The following is a 15,921-nucleotide window of genomic DNA, read 5'->3' as shown; positions in this document are numbered from 1 at the left end:
TAGATTTTAGATTTTAGATTTTAGATTTTAGATTTTAGATTTTAGATTTTAGATTTTAGATTTTAGATTTTAGATTGGGTAAAAAGTCCTGACTATAAATAACATAAATACGGTTTGTAGTCAGGGCTTCAGTCCACTCCCATTCAGCTTTTAGGTAATTAGGACTAAACTATTGAATACCAACAACATTAATACTCAATACCTGGTTGAGCTTTAATGCCTTGTTCTCGGAATGGATGCTTAACTAAAGTCATTTCTGTCACCAAGTCTGCCCGTTCGATTAGCGCTGGCGGGGCGCCTCTGCCTGTTAAAATAATGTGGGTTTCTTCTGGCTTTTGGTCTAACCCGGAAAGCACTTGCTCAACTTGCAAATAACCTAGTTTTAATGCTATATTGACTTCATCTAGAAGAACTAATTGAAATTCGGGATTGCGGATAAAAGTTAGGGATTTTTCCCAGGCTTTTTGAGCTGTTTCGATATCTCGATCGCGGTCTTGCGTGTCCCAGGTAAAACCTTCTCCCATTGCATGAAATTCTAGCTGTTTTTCCCACAGTTGAAAAACGGCTTTCTCTGCCGGTTCCCAGGCGCCTTTGATAAATTGTACTATGGCGACGCAGTAGCCGTGACCGAGCGATCGCACAACCATTCCCAAAGCGGCTGTAGTTTTGCCTTTGCCGTTACCGGTATTGACTATAATTAAACCTTTTTCTTTTGAGGAGTTAGCGATTCGCTGCGCCTGTACTTCTTGGCGGCGCTGCATTTTCTGTTTGTGTTGTTCCGCTGTTAAGCCAGTGGTTGCAGTAGTTTCTGTATTGGTTTCCATTAGATTTTTTTAACCGCAGATGAACGCAAATAAACGCTGATAGATGCTAGATGTCTAGTTATTGCCACAGTGTTTTCAAGTTTAGCACGAAACCGGGCAAAACATCTTCTCCTGAAAGTTCTGTTGGACATTCCAAAACTTCTATTTCTTGTCCTTGGCGATAGATTTCGACTCGGCGGGTTTTGCGGTTGATTAACCAACCTAGTTTTACTTGGTTGTTCATGTATTCTTGCATTTTGTCTTGAGTATCTTTTAAACTGTCTGTCGGCGACATTAACTCTAAGACAAAATCCGGGGCAATGGGAGGAAATTTTTGTTTTTGTTCGGGAGTGAGTGCATCCCATCTTGATTTTTCAATCCAAGAGACATCGGGAGAACGGTTGGCACCGCTTGGCAGTTTGAAGCAAGTTGAAGAATCGAAACAAATTCCCAGTTTAGTTTGTCGGTTCCAAATTCCAAAATCAGTAGCTATTTCAAAATTGTAATTTCCGGTTTCTCCTCCTGTGGGTGGCATGACGATTATTTCTCCTTTGGCGTTTCGTTCAAATTTGACATCGGGGTTTTCGCGGCACAGTTGATAAAATTGGTCGTCGGTTATTTGGGCGATCGAGTTGAAGTTGATGGTAACTGCTATCATGGTATTTTATCAGGATGCGTTGGAACTTTTAAGCCAGATAATGTATATGAAGGCGGATAAATGCCGAGCGATGCAGATGCTGTAAATATTATTGATGGAGGACTGAGGATTTGAGTTGTAGGTTTGGGGAGGCACTTGTGATATGATTATATCATCTACTTATAACTAGCTCTCAATATTTTTATAAAAAACTTTGTTCAGGAAACACTTACAGACATACCAATAATAAAATGCAATGTTAATTTCGCTAAACAGTTTAGGTACTCCCTCTAGTAAACTGGATAATATTTTGTTTTTTAAATGCAGGGCATCTACGCCGATCGCAAAAAACAACAAGCCCAAACCCGCTAATAATATTTGGTAGGGAGTTAACTGTAGTTCTCGCCTAAAAAACCATCCGTAGGATAACAAAATAACGGCGTATAAAAGACTTACTCCTAGCTTAGGAATTCCTATAGCTATCATATATATATGAATTCGGTAAGTTTGATTCAGTAGAAATCCACCTGTTAAAAGAGCGGAAAATAAAATAAATCTATTTTCATTAGGACACGGTTGAATAGTTTTAGCTAATCCATAGGTGAAAGTACAAACAACGACTGGTACAGAACATAAAATTTGGAAAGTACGAGTTAACAAGGCGACATTAGGATGGGGAGAAAAATAAGGCTGAAAGAATAAGTCGCTGACTTTTAAGCCTGAAAATTGAGTAAAAAATATCAGTAGCGCGACCAATAATAAAGATAAACAATTTAGTTGGACAACAAAGCGCGAAAGAGTCATAAGCAATTAATACCAAAAATTAGGTCTACTGCCCAAATTAAAAAAAATTATATCACCAATATCTCTGGATATTTTGCTAAACTTAATCATGAGTGTTATCAAAACAAGGAGACAGTCATGCTGTCAGTGAAAGAAGCAGAATCGATCGTTGTAAATTTGGCGCAACCCCTCGACAGTCAGGGGGATGTAGAAACTGTAGACTTACTGGCAGCATCGGGGCGCATTTTGGCTGCAGCCGTCACTGGTTCTCTGGATTTTCCTTATTGGGACAATTCAGCAATGGATGGGTACGCGGTGCGGTTTGCGGATGTGGAAAACTGTAGCGCCGAAAAACCAGTGGTACTCGAAGTAGTAGAAGAGATTCCAGCCGGATATCAGCCTCAAAATACCATCCAATCGGGGCAAGCAGCGCGAATTTTTACGGGTGGCGTGATGCCTGCGGGTGCTGATACGGTGGTAATGCAGGAAGAAACGAGGCGTGAGGGCGATCGTATTTTTATCTTAGTTTCTCCTGAAAAACCGCAAGCATTTGTCAGGCACAAAGGCGCTTTTTATCAAGCAGGAACAACTTTGCTAACTCCCGGTACAGTTATCAATGCCCCAGAAATGGCAGTGTTAGCAACTGCCCAGTGCATTCAAGTTCCCGTTTATCGGCGGCTGCGGGTGGCAATTTTTTCTACTGGTGACGAATTGGTCTCGCCAGACGAACCCTTGGCACCGGGGAAACTGGTAGACTCGAATCAGTATGCTTTGACAGTTTTGTTGGCCCAAATGGGATTTGAACCGATTCGATTGGGCATTGTTCCTGATAATGAAGATGCGTTAAATAAGGCGATATCCCGGGCTGTTGCGACGGCGGATGTGGTGCTTTCTACGGGGGGCGTCTCGGTAGGAGACTACGATTATGTCGAGAAAATTTTGGCAGATTTGGGAGGAAAAGTTCACATTAGTTCTGTGGCGATTAAGCCGGGGAAACCTTTAACGGTTGCTGAGTTTAAACGAGGTAAAAAAAATCAGGATTCGCCGAGTTTGAGTTCGGATTGTCTCTATTTTGGTTTGCCGGGAAATCCGGTTTCGGCTTTAGTCTGCTGTTGGCGCTTTGTTGTGCCTGCTTTGAAAAAGATGTCTGGGCTTGCCCCGGATGCTTGGGGGCCAGAGTTTCTCAAAGCTAGGTGTCATGCTGAATTGCGATCGCCTGGGCAGCGCGAAACTTATGTTTGGGGTAAACTACATTTAGTTGCCGGAGTCTGGGAATTTGAACCTGCTAGCGGCAGCCAAAATTCAGCGAATTTAATTAACCTCGCCAATACGAGTGGTTTAGCAGTTTTGCCACCAGGGGATACCTGGATTGTACCGGGTGAATTCGTGGAGGTTTTAAAAGTTAGTCAGTAGTTAGTTGTTATTTGTTAGTTGTTATTGGTTCGGTGTAAGTTTATGTAAAATATTAATAACTAAGTAATCTTCCTTCTTCCTTCTTCCTTCTTCCTTCTTCCTTCTTCCTTCTTCCTTCTTCCTTCGTATTATGAGAATTTTAATTGTTGAAGATGACCCGATGATGCAACTGGGATTAGAGCAAGTTTTAGCCGATTCCCCAGAAATAGAAATAGTAGGACAAGCAGAAGACGGCTATTTAGGCGTAGCAGCCACACTGAAACTCAAACCTGATATTATTGTAATGGATATCGGTTTGCCACGGCTCGACGGCATAGCAGCGACGCAGCAAATTAAAGCACAACTGCCCGAAGTTCGAGTTGTAATGTTAACTTCTCACACGGCAGAAACTGAAATTATTGCTGCCCTTTCTAGTGGTGCTGATGCTTATTGTATTAAAGGTGCTTCTATAGACAGGCTGTTAGCAGCGATCGCAGCCGCAGCAGAGGGCGCTACCTATCTTGATCCTCAAATTGCCCGGACTGTCATCGAACACCTCAAACCCCCGACACCTGCCTCTACAACTACTTTTGGTCAGTTGTCGCAGCGGGAATTGGAGGTGTTAAGATTAATGGTGGAAGGTAACAGCAATCCCGAAATTGCAGCGGCGCTTTACTTGAGTCCAAATACTATTAAAACTCATGTTCGCGGTATTATGAATAAGTTGGCAGTGGATGACCGCGTGCAAGCAGCAGTTGTAGCGCTGAGAACTGGATTGGTGTAAAGAAGGAAGAAGGAAGAAGGAAGAAGGAAGAGGGAAGAAGGAAGAAAAATAATTCAATGTTTTTCAGTTACTAATTCGCAATTTCCAATCCGCAATGCCCGATGCCCGATGCCCGATGCCCCATGCCCAATGCCCAATGCCCAATGCCCCATGCCCCATGCGCCATGCCCAATTCCCAATTCCCAATTCCCAAAAAGTTTATGTCTGAATGGATAGAAATCGGTAAAATTGTAGCAGCTCAAGGTTTGGACGGGGAAGTGCGAGTCTATCCCGATTCGGATTTCCCGGAAAGGTTTATCGAACCGGGGAAGCGGTGGATTTTGCGCCCTAACAAAAGTGAACCGGAACCGATCGAGTTTTTGGGCGGTCGCTACATTCCGGGCAAAGGGCTGTATGCTGTAGAGGTAGAGGGTGTGGAAGACCGCGATAGTGCTGAGGCGCTGCGGGGCTGTAAGTTGTTTGTTGAAAAGACCGATCGACCTTACCTCGAATCTGATGAGTTTTACGTCCAAGATTTGATCGGTATGGAAGTTTTTAACCAGTTAACCGGGGAAATCCTAGGCAAGGTAAGTGATATTATTCCCGCAGGTAACGACCTTTTAGAAGTAGAAACGAATCTAACTGCGCCGGAAACTGTCGCTGCAGAATTGGAAAAGCCAAAACAGCCTGAAACTCCCCAAGCAAATGCTGACCCCAGAAATACCCGCAAACCACGGAAAATTCGCGTTAAAGAGCCTAAATCCACAAAAATATTGATTCCTTTTGTGGAAGAGATTGTGCCAGTTGTTGACTTAGAACAAGGCAGAATTGAAATTGTGCCTCCTCCTGGTTTATTGGAATAATATCATGTCCGGTCGAGCGATCGGATATGATATTAGTTATTAACAATTCGCAATCCCCAATTCCCAATATTAATCTTTTCCTTTATTTGTAGACCGCACTATCAAGTAACTGATGGAAAGCGCGAAAATTGCAGTCGCCAAACCAATCAAGTCGGCTGCGGTTTTTTTTTCCAGGTCAAGAATGATGATTTTTCGAGATACTGCTATCAAAGAAGTTACAATAACTAGCTCTACTTGAATTACGTGCTTTTTCAGATAAGCTGTAATATTTTCCAAGATTTCCAGAGCAATTAAAACATTTAAAAATAACCCAAATATGACAAACAACGTGTCTTTTAACAAATTATCAGTGTGGTTTACCAATTCTTTTGCTAAAAAAATCAGCAAATCGCAAACGCTGAGGAGAATTACCCAAATCATCGCCAGTGATAAAATTTTCGATATTATTACTTCTACGCTTTCTGTAAAATGCAGAAAATTTTCATCACTACTTGACTTGGAAATTTGCCTAAATATTTTTTTCAGCATACCAGTGATTTAGTCTTCATTCTTAATTAATGATTTTGTCATTGTTCGGTACACTTTGCAAGCGCAAAACTCTGTGATTGCCCGGTTTTACGGCATCACCCGGGTACTTGGGAAAAGGCGGCTCTCTTTGCCTGTTATATCTTATAGTTTTTCGTCTCAGCTAGGAATCGATCGCACGCGATGAACTCCTCATTAATAATTTTTGCCATAAAAAAGCCTCAAACTATTGTCTAGCAATAGTTTGAGGCTTTTAATGCGCGGTACGACCACTGAACTAACTATCTATTCTCAACAGAGAATGATTGTTGACTTCCAGCTTGCTCCGACGCAATATACAAGATAGCTAAAAATTTAGCTCGGGTGGTTTAGTAGCGACGAGAATTGCCACCGCGATCGTTGTTGCCCCAGTTACCACCACCAGAATTGGAACCACGTTCTTCACGGGGTTTTGCTTTGTTGACTTTGAGGTCGCGACCCATCCACTCAGCACCGTCAAGAGCCTCAATGGCTGCGGCTTCTTCGGCTTCTGTAGACATTTCTACAAAAGCGAAACCCCGCATCCGACCTGTTTCCCGGTCAGCAGGCAACTGAACGCGCTTTACTGTTCCGTACTCTCCAAAAGTTTGGTTGAGGTGCTCCTGCGTTACTTCGTAGGATAAATTGCCGACATAGATTGACATTGAACATTCTCCAGAATCAGAGTGTGTAGAGATTTAAATCCGGAGGAACGCCGATCGAACGAACTGCACTGCCGAAAATAAAGCCTTGTAAAACAATTATAGCACCTTGAGGTGCAAACTGCAATTGTCTGACTCTATCAATTAAAAAGAAGGCAGAAGGCATTCGCCATAAGGCATTCAGCCGAAGCAAAAACTCCCAATCAAGAAGGAAAAACTCAGAATAAATAAATTTAATTTTCCTTATTCCCGGGCTCTGCCGGGGAAACGCAGTTTTTAGGCTGCGTAATGGCATAAGGATTTTAGGTTTTAGATCGGGGATTTGAGATTTAAGATTTATGTGTAGGGTATGTCCGAGTTCAAAATTGCTCGATCGAGAGAGGTTGTCACCCCAAAAAACGGATACAAGCCCCGGACTCCTGTCGGGAAGAGTGCAAAATTTTCGACTCTTGTTCAAGATCCCAGATTCATCTGTGGAGTAAATCTCCAATAGTTCCACGCTCGCGCTCGCCGAACGTCAACCAAGTTCCTCTCGTTTCCCTGTCTATCCCCCCGGCTTCGCGCTCGTTCTTCGGTCATTTGTAACATCCTTAATTGGACGGCAGCTCAAGAAGTGACGGCGAGGGTGGATTTTGCCCAATTAAATTCCTCAACTTCTGCGGCAGTATCTGCCCCAACCAGCACCAACTGCACCGCACAAGCTTTTAACTCAGGCTGTTTGGAATCTGGACAGCTTGCAGCATGAGTCATGGCATTGGCTTCAGCACCTTCGGCCCACAGAGAACCCCAGTGCATGGGTACAAATAGCGTACCTGGGGCGATCGCCTTTGTGACTTTTGCCGGAAACTGCGCCTTGCCACGGCGCGATCGAACTTCCAGCAAATCTCCCTCCTTAATCTGCAATTGGGCAGCATCGCGGGGGTGAATTTCCAAAAACGGATCGGGGTGCAATTGATTAATTTTCTCTGTTCTACCCGTCCGCGTCATCGTGTGCCAGTGTCCGTAAACTCTCCCTGTCGTCAACACAAACGGATAATTGGGATCGGGAGGTTCTGCCAGTCCCCGCGAGTGATAGGCCGAAAATCTTGCCCGCGCGTCAGGAGTGTGAAAACGCCTGTCAGTATACAGCCGTTTCGCTTCGTTCGCTGGATGCACAGGCTCGTTTTCCCGGCAAGGCCACTGCTGTGGCCCTTCTTGGCGGATGTATTCGTGGCTCAGACCGGTCATGTCGCAAGGCTGACCCCGCGTCAACTGCGCGTACTCTTTAAAAACCTCCGCACTGTTCTCGAAAGCAAAGTGTTGGGCAAAACCCAACCGCCGTCCCACTTCAGCGAAAATGCTCCAGTCGTCGCGGGCTTCCCCGGAGGGAGTGTCGAAACCGGGACAAAAGGTAACGCGGCGTTCGGAATTCGTCATTACTCCGGTTTTTTCGCTCCACTGCGTTGCCGGCAGCAGGATGTGAGCGTAGGCAGAGGTTTCAGTGGGATAGTAAGCTTCTTGATAAATAGTAAAGGGCGATCGCAGCAAAGCGGCTTTAGTGCGTTCCAAATCCGGCATACTCACCACCGGATTAGTAGCTGCAATCCACAGCAACTCGACTTCGCCAGTTTCCAAACCGGTAATCATCTCCCAAGCTGTGCGGCCTGGATTCGGGGAAATGCTTCCCGGTGCGATTCCCCAAAACTCCTCGACTTGGGTTCTGTGTTCAGCATTTTTCACAAATCGGTAGCCTGGAAGCAAGTGAGACAGTCCTCCGGCTTCCCGCCCTCCCATCGCGTTTGGCTGGCCGGTGAGGGAAAACGGGCCGCATCCCGGTTTGCCGATTTGACCTGTCATTAAGTGCAAATTAATCAGCGATCGCACCTTTGCCGTGCCTTCCGACGACTGATTCATTCCCATCGACCACAGCGACAAAACCCGCTGCGACTGTTCCCAGTAGTTTGCGGCCGTTTCTAACTCGCTGACAGTAATGCCGCAGCGCGAGGCTACAAACTCCGGCGTGTAGCTGCTAATAACCTCAGCAAAAGCTGAAAAATTCGCCGTGCATTCTTCAATAAACTCAGCATCTATTGCTTGCCTGCGTAACAGCAAATATGCAATTCCATTAAGCAAATCTATATCCGTACCCGGTTTAATTGCTAAGTGCAAATCCGCCGCTTCCGCAGTCGGAGTCCGCCTTGGATCTACCACAATCATTTTGACATGGGGATGCTTTTTGTGGTATTTTGCTAATCGATTAAATACGATGGGATGGCATTCCGCTGTATTGCTACCAATAATAAAAGCGCAATCTGTTAATTCTAAATCGTCGTAACAGCAAGGCGGCCCGTCCGAACCAAAGCTTTGAACGTATCCAGAGACTGCTGAAGACATACACAAGCGAGAATTAGCATCAAAATTATTAGTACCCAGACAACCTTTCATTAGTTTCTGGGCAATATAATAATCTTCTGTTGCGAATTGACCCGAACCGTAAACGCACAAAGCATCGGGGCCGCTGGTGCTGCGAATTGTTTGGATGCGATTAACAATTGCATCGAGAGCTTCGTCCCAGCTAGCGCGACGGAACGGTTGGTCGAGAGTATCTCGCATCATCGGATACAGTAGCCGATCGCTCCGAATGGACTCTGCTACGGTTGCTCCCTTAATACAAACCATGCCCTGACTCGATGGGTGATTGCGATCGCCCCGCACTTTCCAACTTTGTTTTTTGTCGGGAACAACTTCTAGACCGCAACCTACACCGCAGTATGGGCAAAGAGTTTTTATAGTTTCCATCTGGTGATTTTAGATGCTAATTTTTGAAAGCTAATGGGTAATTCGTAATTCATCATTATAGTCGGAACTGAGGGCTCCTGCAAATAACGTTTTAATAATTACTAAATTACCGCAAAAATGCTTCACAGCAACGGACAATACCCTGAATTAAAATTAACCGCTCTCTTACTAAAACTCTCGAGCCATCTGGTTTGTAGTCAGTGGATAGCTGCTTCTAAATCCCTCTCAAACCGAGATACTCCAGCCCTAAATCTTGTCACCCCCACCTATGGGGAGCGAGGAAGATTTTTTGCATGACTCAAATAGCGCGCAGGTACTACTTTTGACCTGGTTGTTGATAGCAATCTGAGATTTAGTGCGGGAGTATTATGTCGCCTACTTCCCTGATTTTACTTCAAATACGCCACCGTTGGTGGGGCTAAAAGTTACTTGGAACTCAGCAGTTTTTTCAGCGCCTGCTGTGGCACCGGCAGAAGTTTGCAAAACAGGCAGAGGAGTTTCTTTGACGAAATCTTTAGCTGCTTTATTTGTGGGATCGAACTGTAGGATATCGCCGTTTTGTTTGACTTTGACCCGATAAGTCAAGCTTTCGGTAAATGTCGGAGTTGTTCTCCATTTTTGGTCGATTTGTGCATACAACTGCTTTCCGATCGCATCGAGTTCGGCTTGGTCAGAAATCACTGATGTGGCAGTGGTGGCAGCAATGGGCGTGGCGCTGTTAGGAGCAGCAATGGGTGCAGGACTTGCAGCAGCGATGGGCGCGGCGCTGTTAGCAGCAGCAATGGGTGCAGGACTTGCAGCAGCAGCAATGGGTGCAGGGCTAGCAGTCGGTGCGATCGAACTTGCTGCGATTTGCGGGCTGGGGGGAGAACTCACAATCGCCCCGGCAGTCGGCGCCGGAGGTGCAGTTTCTGCTAGTTTCGCTTGCTTTAGCTGGCTGGAAACAACAGACATATTGACCGCAGCTAAAGTAAACATTGCTACGAACCACGAGGCTGCCAGGATGCCGCGTTTGATCGACGAGGCTTCTGAGGGTTCGGCAGCGTGAGACACAAAAGGTGCAGGTGCAAGAGGCCTGTCAGCAACCGCAGGCTTTTTGCTAGCAGGTAATGGCATCGGTAGCGCGACGGCTTCTGTCTCCGAGTCAGTTTCTTCACCTTCTTCGTGGTGGGCGTAGCGAGAAAACAGGAACTCCAAAGCAAAGTTGCGAAGTTCGTAATATTTCGGGTCTTCCATAATCCGCGCCCGGTTGCGGGGACGGCTGAACGGAACGTGCATATCTTCGCCGATGGAAGCAGCAGGCCCGTTGGTCATCATCACGATGCGATCGGCCAAAAACAAAGCTTCATCAATATCGTGAGTAATCATAATGACGGTAATTTTTTCCTTCCGCCAAATTTTCAGCAATTCTTCCTGCAACTCTTCGCGGGTAATCGGGTCTAGAGCTCCGAAAGGTTCGTCCAAAATCAACAGTTTGGGACGAGTTGCCAGAGCTCTGGCGATCGCCACCCGCTGTTTCATCCCCCCGGACAATTGGCCCGGTCTTTTGTTACAAGCTTCGGTCAGCCCCACTAATTCCAAGTGTTCCTGGACGATCGTATTGTGTTCGTCTGCGGACTTTTCCGGGTAAACATTTTCAACGCCTAAGTGAATGTTTTCCGTAGCAGTCAGCCACGGTAGCAGCGAGTAATTTTGAAACACCACCATGCGATCGGGCCCTGGTTCAGTAATCTGCGAACCTTCCAGGGCTACTTCTCCGTTTGTCGGCCCGTTGAATCCCGCAATCATATTCAGCAAAGTTGATTTGCCGCAGCCAGAGTGACCGATCAAACAAATAAATTCGCCTTCATTAATAGTCAGGTTTACACCGTCGAGAACCACGTAAGGGCCTTTAGGAGTTTCGTAGACTTTCGATACGTCTTTAATCGTAAGAAAGTCTTGCTTGGGCGTTTGAAGTTTGGTTTTTTGGGGAGTTTTTAGAGTTTGCATATTTTCAGGATTGGGATTTTGGGTTGAGGAATTAGACATGACAACTTTGGATTGAGAATTTGAAATTAGGGACTTAGGAAGCGGGAAATGTGGAGTCTTGTTTCCTGATTTCTTGCTCCTCATTCCCTCTTCCTATTTGCTGGTTATGCTGGCAGTTTGATGGAACACTGACTGCCTATTTGTTCAATTAAGATTTCTTCAATGCGGACGGCACGTTTGATTTTGACATTGTGAAGATAGTCGATCGGGTCGTCGAGATTAAACACAGTGCCGTCAAATAGCTCGATCGTCCGGCGATCTCTAGCGATATCCGGCAAGCCCAATTCGCGCACTGCTTGACCGAAAACATCGGGTCGCAAAACTCGATCAACCACTTCCACCCAGTTTTTTGGGAACGGGATCAGTCCCCACCGAGCCATCTGCGCCATCACCCACACCATTTCTAGGCGGTCTGGAAAATTGGTTTTGTCAACAGAGAACTGGTTGAAATTGTAGAGCATTTCTGGTTCTGCCTCCGTACCGGAGTTGTACGGATCGATGAACCCTGGACGGATGTCTTTGGGATCGGCGCCGATGTATTGTTCTTGGCTAATCAATCCTAGGACTTCTTCGCGGTTGCGGCGATCGTCGCAGTATTCGCAGGCTTCCAAAAGCGCTTTGACGAGGGCGAGGTGGGTTTGAGGATATTTCTGAGCCCAATCTTCGCTAACACCGAGAACTTTTTCGATGTGTCCGGGCAGAATATCGAGGGAACGGGCCATAACAAAACCCGTACCACTGTTGACTGCGTGGGAGTTCCAGGGGTCGCCTGAGCAGTAGCCGTCAATGTTTCCTGCTTTTAAATTCGATACCATCTGCGGGGGCGGAATCACGGTCAAGCCCACGTCGAGATCCGGGTCGATGCCGCCGGCGGCCAGCCAGTAGCGGAACAGCAGATTGTGCATGGAGGCAGAGTGTACCGTGCCCAAGGTGTGAACTTTATCGGGAGTCTTGGCGATCGCAGCTTTGAAATCCTCTAATGTCCGAATGCCTTGTTTGTAGAGGTCTTTGTTGAAAACAATCGAATTGCCGTTGCGAGAAAGCGTCATGGCGCTACAGATGGGTACAGGGGCTTCACCGTCGAGCCCCAACAACATCCCGATCGGCATTCCGGCGACCATTTGCGCTGCGTCCAGCCGTCCTTCGGCGACTCCTTTGGCGATCGCTTTCCAGCTTGGTTCACGGCTGAGAGTAACTTCTTCCAAGCCGTGGGCTTTGAAAAATCCTTTTTCTTTAGCTACTACTAAGGGGGCGCAGTCGGTGAGGGGAATAAAGCCGATGTCCAGGTTGATTTTTTCCAGGCCGTTGCGGGCGATCACAGGCGGTTGTTGTTTGGCCCGGCGCTGTTTAACCCGCTTTTGCTGGTTGAGAAAGTAAACCATTTCGTTACGCAGTGCGTAGTAACTCGGATGGTTGACAACTTCCATCCGCTTGCGTGGGCGGGGAATGTTCACTTCGAGGATTTGCCCGATTTGCGCTTCCGGGCCGTTGGTGAGCATCACAATGCGATCGCTCAGTAATAAAGCCTCATCCACGTCGTGAGTTACCATCACGCTGGTGACTTTGCTTTCCTCGCAAATTTTCATCAACTGGTCTTGCAAACCGCCGCGAGTTAAAGCATCGAGGGCGCCGAAGGGTTCGTCTAGCAACAGCAATTTCGGGCGAATCGCCAGGGCGCGGGCGATCGCAACTCTTTGTTTCATCCCCCCAGAAATTTCGCCCGGACGTTTGTCGGCGGCGTGTCCGAGTCCGACCAATTTAATGTGGTGTTCGATCACCAACTCGCGATCTTCTTGAGAGTTACCGCTGTAAATTTCATTTACTGCTAGGGCGATATTTTCGCGCACCGTCAGCCAAGGTAGCAGCGAGTAATTTTGAAACACCACCATTCTGTCCGGGCCTGGATCGCGGACTTCGCGTCCTTCTAAAGTAATCCCCCCCTGACTTGCTTTGTCGAGACCGGCGATGATATTTAGCAGCGTAGATTTGCCGCAGCCAGAGTGCCCAATTAAGGTGATGAATTCTCCTTTTTTAATTTTCAGTTCGATATTTTTAAGAGCAATGTATTGCTCTCCATTGGGCAAGTTAAATACGCGGTCAACGTGGTCTACTTCAACAAATACTGACATGGTAATTTTAGGTTAGTTTGTAATTTGTATGATGCTGATTATTAATTGGGCATTGGGCATTGGGCATTGGGCATTAATTTACAACTCATTTCTACCAGTTTGTAGTTGGCAACCATTCCCCATTCGCTATGCCCGATGCCCGATGCCCGATGCCCGATGCCCGATGCCCAAATCCTATTTCTGTTCTTCTGGAACCACTTTGGACGCGATGAAACCAACGATTCTGTCTAAAATTAAACCGACAATTCCTACATAAAGCACTGCTAGAATCACTGCGCTGAGTCTAGAACTGTTGTAAGCGTCCCAGATGAAGAACCCGATGCCGACGCCGCCGACTAACATTTCCGCAGCTACGATCGCCAGCCAAGACAAACCGATGCCAATTCTCAAGCCAGTGAAGATGTAAGGAACAGAAGAGGGAAGCAGGATTTTCCAGAAGTATTTTTGGTTAGGGAGGCGCAAGACGCGGGCGACGTTTCTGTAGTCTTGGGGTATTTGTTGAACGCCTACTGTGGTGTTAATTAGAATCGGCCAAATTGCTGTAATTAAGATTACGAAAAGTGCTGATACTTCGTTAGCTTTTACCCCCATGCCTTCAAAGGGATTGAACTGTTGAAATACTGCCAGGGCGATCGGCAGCCAAGCCAGGGGCGGGATAGTTCTGAATACTTGAAACAGCGGGTCTAAAGCATCGAACATTAGGGAGTTTGTACCGATCAGGATGCCTAAACTGATGCCGAGAACTGCTGCCAAAGTAAAGCCGATAGCCACCCGCTGCAAGCTAGCCAAAATTTGCCAGAACAAGCCTTTGTCTGTACCGCCATTGTCGAAGAAAGGATTAATAATCAGATTCCAGCTTTCTTGGACAGCTTTGATGGGTCCCGGCAAGCTGGAGTCGGGACTATTGCAGAGGATTTGCCAGATTATCAGCAGAACTGTAATTGCTACCAGCGGGCGGATGATTTTTCGGCGGTTTTTTTGAAGCTGATCCAGAACGAAATTTACTGGATTTTTGCTTTTAGTAACAGCGAGGTTTGTTGCCATTTTTCTTTTTGCAGTATTGTGAATAATCGATTATTTGTAGATACTTTGAAGGGAGCACCATGTCTGGGGTGGGTTGAGTTACGAAACCCAACTCCACTCAATTTTAAAATTGGTCAACTGTCAACTGTCAACTGTCAACTGCTCACTAATTATGCTTTCTTGATTGCCAGACTCTTCAGATATTCTTCTGGTTTTTCTGGGTCAAACTTCACGCCGTCAAAGAAGGTTTCGACACCGCGAGAAGTGGTAGTAGGAATTTGGGCTGCGGGAACGCCAAGTGCTGTCGCTGCTGCTTTCCAAATATCTTCGCGGTTAACTTTATCAACGGTTGCTTTGATGTCGGTAGTTGCCGGGATATAACCCCAGCGAATATTTTCAGCTAAGAACCAAGCATCGTGACTCTTGTAGGGATAAGAAGCATTATCAGCCCAGAATTTCATCGCCACTGGACTAGCGGCTTCAATGCGGCCGGTACCGTAGTCAATTTGAGCTTTAGAGCGACCGATAATATCTGCTACTGGAACTTTTAACCACTTATCTTGAGAGATGATTTGGCACATCTCATCATGATTTTCTGCTTTATCGCACCATTGCTGCGCTTCCAGCACGGCCATTGTAATTGCTTTTGCAGCTTTGGGGTTTTTGTCAACCCAATCTCCTCTTAAACCTAAAGCTTTTTCAGGATGATCTTTCCACATTTCTCCAGTTATCAAGGCGGTGTATCCTACCTTTTGAGTAACTAGCTGAGCATTCCAAGGTTCTCCTACACAAAAGGCTTCCATACTGCCAGATTTCATGTTCGCTACCATTTGGGGCGGCGGTATGGGAATCACGGAAACATCTGTATCTGGATTAATACCGCCGGCTGCTAGCCAGTAGCGTATCCACAAGTCGTGGGTGCCGCCGGGAAAGGTCATAGCAATAGGAACGTTTTGATTGGCAAAAGCTGCTTTCAGCGGTGCGCTGTCTGTACCTACTTTTAAATCTAGGTATTTTTTGCTGAGCGAAATTGCCTGACCGTTAGTATTTAACCGGGCGACAATGTACATCGGCACTGGCTGATTGCCTTTGGTAATTGTGCCTAATGTCATGTGGTAAGGCATCGGGGATAAGATGTGGGCCCCGTCAATGCCGCCTTTGTCGGAACCGAGTTCTAAGTTGTCGCGAGTAACTGGCCAAGATGCTTGTTTGGTAACTTGTACGTCTTTCATGCCGTACTTGGCAAATAACCCTTTTTCTTGAGCAATGATTAAGGGTGCTGCGTCGGTGAGGGCGATGAATCCGAGTTTGGCTGCGGTAACTTCTGGGGCGTCGGCGGGGTTGATGTTGACTGCTGGGGTGGCGCTGGGCGATGCGCCGCTGGGAGTTGCGTTAGATGTGGTGGGACTGGAACTGCAACCGTGGGCTAGGAGGGTGCCGGCTGCTGTTGCTCCAGCGGTGATGATGAATTTTCTTCTAGAAAGGTTGCTCATTTGTCTTGAATTGTTGTTGTACTT

Annotated in this window: 13 protein-coding genes; 3 read left to right on the top strand and 10 right to left on the bottom strand. The window is 46.5% G+C overall.

Annotation, left to right across the window (positions count from 1 at the left end; translation table 11 throughout):
* Positions 1–188: 188 nt before the first annotated feature.
* The 3 genes from cobO to QT979_RS03970 form a co-directional block, all read right to left on the bottom strand.
* Positions 189–824: a cob(I)yrinic acid a,c-diamide adenosyltransferase gene (gene cobO / locus QT979_RS03980; protein ID WP_333215718.1), complete on the bottom strand. Its 636-nt coding sequence runs from the start codon at positions 822–824 to the stop codon at positions 189–191.
* A gap of 58 nt (positions 825–882) precedes the next feature.
* A complete protein-coding gene (locus tag QT979_RS03975; protein ID WP_333308284.1) occupies positions 883–1,461 on the bottom strand; it encodes a Uma2 family endonuclease in 579 nt (192 codons plus the stop codon).
* Between the two features lie 165 nt (positions 1,462–1,626).
* Complete coding sequence (locus tag QT979_RS03970; protein ID WP_333308282.1) at positions 1,627–2,244, bottom strand: hypothetical protein; 618 nt, start codon at positions 2,242–2,244, stop codon at positions 1,627–1,629.
* A gap of 117 nt (positions 2,245–2,361) precedes the next feature.
* Between QT979_RS03970 and QT979_RS03965 the strand changes: the two genes are divergently transcribed.
* From QT979_RS03965 to rimM, 3 genes are all read left to right on the top strand, one after another.
* On the top strand, positions 2,362–3,636 hold the full coding sequence (locus tag QT979_RS03965) for a molybdopterin-binding protein (RefSeq protein ID WP_333308280.1): 1,275 nt from the start codon (positions 2,362–2,364) through the stop codon (positions 3,634–3,636).
* A 130-nt stretch (positions 3,637–3,766) separates the two neighbouring features.
* Positions 3,767–4,399 carry a response regulator transcription factor gene (locus QT979_RS03960; protein WP_333308278.1) on the top strand — a complete coding sequence of 211 codons (633 nt, stop codon included), beginning with the start codon at positions 3,767–3,769 and terminating at the stop codon, positions 4,397–4,399.
* Between the two features lie 200 nt (positions 4,400–4,599).
* Entirely contained in the window at positions 4,600–5,241 is a 642-nt protein-coding gene (gene rimM / locus QT979_RS03955; RefSeq protein ID WP_333056199.1) for a ribosome maturation factor RimM, read from the top strand.
* Positions 5,242–5,310: 69 nt separating this feature from the next.
* On the opposite strand, the gene QT979_RS03950 is transcribed toward rimM, so the two are convergent.
* The 7 genes from QT979_RS03950 to QT979_RS03920 form a co-directional block, all read right to left on the bottom strand.
* Positions 5,311–5,769: a phosphate-starvation-inducible PsiE family protein gene (locus QT979_RS03950; RefSeq protein ID WP_333308276.1), complete on the bottom strand. Its 459-nt coding sequence runs from the start codon at positions 5,767–5,769 to the stop codon at positions 5,311–5,313.
* Between the two features lie 365 nt (positions 5,770–6,134).
* Entirely contained in the window at positions 6,135–6,449 is a 315-nt protein-coding gene (locus QT979_RS03945; protein WP_333143949.1) for an RNA-binding protein, read from the bottom strand.
* 603 nt (positions 6,450–7,052) lie between these two features.
* Entirely contained in the window at positions 7,053–9,224 is a 2,172-nt protein-coding gene (locus tag QT979_RS03940) for a nitrate reductase (RefSeq protein ID WP_333308275.1), read from the bottom strand.
* A 375-nt stretch (positions 9,225–9,599) separates the two neighbouring features.
* Positions 9,600–11,252 (bottom strand): nitrate ABC transporter ATP-binding protein, encoded by a 1,653-nt coding sequence (locus QT979_RS03935; RefSeq protein WP_333308273.1) that lies wholly within the window; start codon positions 11,250–11,252, stop codon positions 9,600–9,602.
* A gap of 104 nt (positions 11,253–11,356) precedes the next feature.
* A complete protein-coding gene (locus QT979_RS03930) occupies positions 11,357–13,381 on the bottom strand; it encodes a nitrate ABC transporter ATP-binding protein (RefSeq protein WP_333215735.1) in 2,025 nt (674 codons plus the stop codon).
* Between the two features lie 174 nt (positions 13,382–13,555).
* Positions 13,556–14,425: a nitrate ABC transporter permease gene (ntrB, locus tag QT979_RS03925; protein ID WP_333308271.1), complete on the bottom strand. Its 870-nt coding sequence runs from the start codon at positions 14,423–14,425 to the stop codon at positions 13,556–13,558.
* Positions 14,426–14,574: 149 nt separating this feature from the next.
* Positions 14,575–15,897, bottom strand: a complete 1,323-nt coding sequence (locus QT979_RS03920; protein ID WP_333308269.1) for a CmpA/NrtA family ABC transporter substrate-binding protein — start codon at positions 15,895–15,897, stop codon at positions 14,575–14,577.
* Positions 15,898–15,921 lie beyond the last annotated feature (24 nt).

This window comes from Microcoleus sp. w2-18bC1, from assembly GCF_036700365.1.
GTDB lineage: Bacteria > Cyanobacteriota > Cyanobacteriia > Cyanobacteriales > Microcoleaceae > Microcoleus.
This window is presented reverse-complemented; position numbering and strand designations above follow the sequence as displayed.

Bases quoted from the DNA above. Each gene is read 5' to 3' on its own strand.
- cobO (WP_333215718.1), bottom strand. From the start codon at position 824: ATGGAAACCAATACAGAAACTACTGCAACCACTGGCTTAACAGCGGAA.
- QT979_RS03975 (WP_333308284.1), bottom strand. From the start codon at position 1,461: ATGATAGCAGTTACCATCAACTTCAACTCGATCGCCCAAATAACCGAC.
- QT979_RS03970 (WP_333308282.1), bottom strand. From the start codon at position 2,244: ATGACTCTTTCGCGCTTTGTTGTCCAACTAAATTGTTTATCTTTATTA.
- QT979_RS03965 (WP_333308280.1), top strand. From the start codon at position 2,362: ATGCTGTCAGTGAAAGAAGCAGAATCGATCGTTGTAAATTTGGCGCAA.
- QT979_RS03960 (WP_333308278.1), top strand. From the start codon at position 3,767: ATGAGAATTTTAATTGTTGAAGATGACCCGATGATGCAACTGGGATTA.
- rimM (WP_333056199.1), top strand. From the start codon at position 4,600: ATGTCTGAATGGATAGAAATCGGTAAAATTGTAGCAGCTCAAGGTTTG.
- QT979_RS03950 (WP_333308276.1), bottom strand. From the start codon at position 5,769: ATGCTGAAAAAAATATTTAGGCAAATTTCCAAGTCAAGTAGTGATGAA.
- QT979_RS03945 (WP_333143949.1), bottom strand. From the start codon at position 6,449: ATGTCAATCTATGTCGGCAATTTATCCTACGAAGTAACGCAGGAGCAC.
- QT979_RS03940 (WP_333308275.1), bottom strand. From the start codon at position 9,224: ATGGAAACTATAAAAACTCTTTGCCCATACTGCGGTGTAGGTTGCGGT.
- QT979_RS03935 (WP_333308273.1), bottom strand. From the start codon at position 11,252: ATGTCTAATTCCTCAACCCAAAATCCCAATCCTGAAAATATGCAAACT.
- QT979_RS03930 (WP_333215735.1), bottom strand. From the start codon at position 13,381: ATGTCAGTATTTGTTGAAGTAGACCACGTTGACCGCGTATTTAACTTG.
- ntrB (WP_333308271.1), bottom strand. From the start codon at position 14,425: ATGGCAACAAACCTCGCTGTTACTAAAAGCAAAAATCCAGTAAATTTC.
- QT979_RS03920 (WP_333308269.1), bottom strand. From the start codon at position 15,897: ATGAGCAACCTTTCTAGAAGAAAATTCATCATCACCGCTGGAGCAACA.